Here is a 234-nt window from a genome sequence, read left to right on the forward strand (position 1 = left end):
CCCCGCGAGCGCCGGGCCGCCCCCCGGGGAGGTGGTGTTCCCGAACAGCCGGTGCGCGATGATCCCCGGATATTTGCCGGTGCCGAAGGGGATGCCGATATCGACATCGTCGCGCTCGAAATCCCGGCCATCGTAGGTGATGTCGAAGCGCAGCTCGATGCCGGGCTTCCGCTGGCGGAAGTCGTCGACGCGCCGCATCAGCCCCTTTGTCGCGGACTGCCCGTCGGGCGTCAC

1 pseudogene is annotated in these 234 nt (G+C 69.2%); it reads right to left on the bottom strand.

From position 1 onward, the window contains the following. Positions 1-234, bottom strand: a pseudogene (locus KVT37_RS33010) (transcriptional regulator); the annotation flags it as partial.

Source organism: Mesorhizobium sp. GbtcB19 (assembly GCF_019091085.1).
In the GTDB taxonomy this organism is placed as follows: Bacteria; Pseudomonadota; Alphaproteobacteria; order Rhizobiales; family Rhizobiaceae; genus Mesorhizobium.